Origin of the sequence: Pantoea sp. GD03673, from assembly GCF_029844725.1 — a bacterium.
Classification (GTDB): domain Bacteria; phylum Pseudomonadota; class Gammaproteobacteria; order Enterobacterales; family Enterobacteriaceae; genus Pantoea.
Genome location: NZ_JAOCKJ010000034.1, coordinates 1 through 1,424, shown reverse-complemented (window position 1 = coordinate 1,424; position 1,424 = coordinate 1). Strand labels below are relative to the sequence as shown.

The following is a 1,424-nucleotide window of genomic DNA, read 5'->3' as shown; positions in this document are numbered from 1 at the left end:
TGCGGCCACGGATTTTTTGTGGCCAGTGAACGCGCGGGCGCACGCCCGCTGCAGGGGTTGACCTTGACGTTGCCATCAGACCCCAGCCGTCAGGCCCGAAACCCGGAGGGATTCGGCGGAGCTTACCGGCTTTGCCGGTTAGCGGAGTAGGGCTGACGACCCGGCAACGCCGGGGAGCCGGAGGTGGCCATCATGATGTTCATGACGTTGACCTTCAGTGAAATGAAGCCGGAGAAGCAGCAGCTGCACGGCAGCAGAACAGACAGCAGCAGGAAGCAGAGAGAGAAGACGGAGAGACAGCATCCCGGAGAGAGAAAGCGCAGGCGAAGGGAGATGGCCGGTGCGTCAGCACCGGGTTTCCCCGGCCCGCAGGGCCGCCCGCTTTTAACGACGCCAACGCTGCTGCAGGGCCATTATCAGCCCCGCCCCAAAATGTGTTATTCCCCTTCAAGTTCTGCCTGATAGTGCATTTCAGCCATGCAGACCATCTCCATAAATGTCGTTTCCTTGCCCGTGATCCCCTCCTGCTCACACAGGTGCATAAGGTTGGCTATCAGGTCCTGAACTGTTGTTATTGCATCGTCACCGCACCCGTCCAGCCCTGTGCGCCGGGCAAATACCCACAACGCTTCCGCTGCAACTGTCGCCCTGTCTGTATTGCCCCAGATAAGCGCCGGTCTTTCTGTTTCTGCTGACATCGCGGCGATCTCCTTAATGACGTCCATCCGCACCGGCTCGCATTCGTGGTTTACATCCGTGTTTACTGCTGCGCTCTGTGCTGATAAGGTTTTTTCTGCAGACACGTCGATTACCTCTTTGTTATCAGTGTTTCTCTGATGCCCCGGCTTCGTCGCAGATACCAGGGGCGAAATCTGGCAGGGCTGACACCCTGCCTTTTTTCTGTCCTGAATCAGATAAGCCCTCTTTCTGCCATTGATACCGCGTCATTTCCTGCCACAACGATGTGATCGATTACCCGCACAGCTATCAGCTCAAGCGCTTTTTTCAGTCGTGCTGTTATTTGTTCGTCTGCGCGTGATGGTTCTTTGCTGAATGAAGGGTGGTTATGACTCATGATCACCGCTGCAGCGTTAAGCCGTAATGCCGCGCGAGCCACTTCCCGTGGTTGGATCTCAATTGATGCAATGCCGCCCATAAACAGCTCTTCATAAGCTATCAGCTGATGCTGATTATTCAGAAACGCCACGGCAAACACTTCCCTTTCGCGCCCGGCCAGTTTTGCACGAAAAAATTCGGCTGATTCTTCTGCTGAGGTAAATACCGTGCCGGTTGGATAACGAAAATCTATTGCCCGCTCAGCCTCTGTAAGGATCTGGCTTACGCTTGCCATAACATAATTACCCTGTGTGTCACGCACGTGCAGACTGCTGAAATAACTCACGTTGCCACCTGCTATTTCCAGT

2 protein-coding genes are annotated in these 1,424 nt (G+C 54.9%); both read right to left on the bottom strand.

Annotation, left to right across the window (positions count from 1 at the left end):
• Positions 1 to 437: 437 nt before the first annotated feature.
• The gene (locus N5J69_RS22145; RefSeq protein WP_159222843.1) at positions 438 to 803 is read right to left on the bottom strand and encodes a hypothetical protein; all 366 of its coding nucleotides are present in this window, start codon (positions 801 to 803) and stop codon (positions 438 to 440) included.
• 107 nt (positions 804 to 910) lie between these two features.
• Entirely contained in the window at positions 911 to 1,351 is a 441-nt protein-coding gene (locus N5J69_RS22140) for a JAB domain-containing protein (protein ID WP_236566397.1), read from the bottom strand.
• Positions 1,352 to 1,424 lie beyond the last annotated feature (73 nt).

Excerpts from the sequence above, each read along its gene's own strand:
- N5J69_RS22140 (WP_236566397.1), bottom strand. The coding sequence starts at position 1,351 with ATGGCAAGCGTAAGCCAGATCCTTACAGAGGCTGAGCGGGCAATAGAT.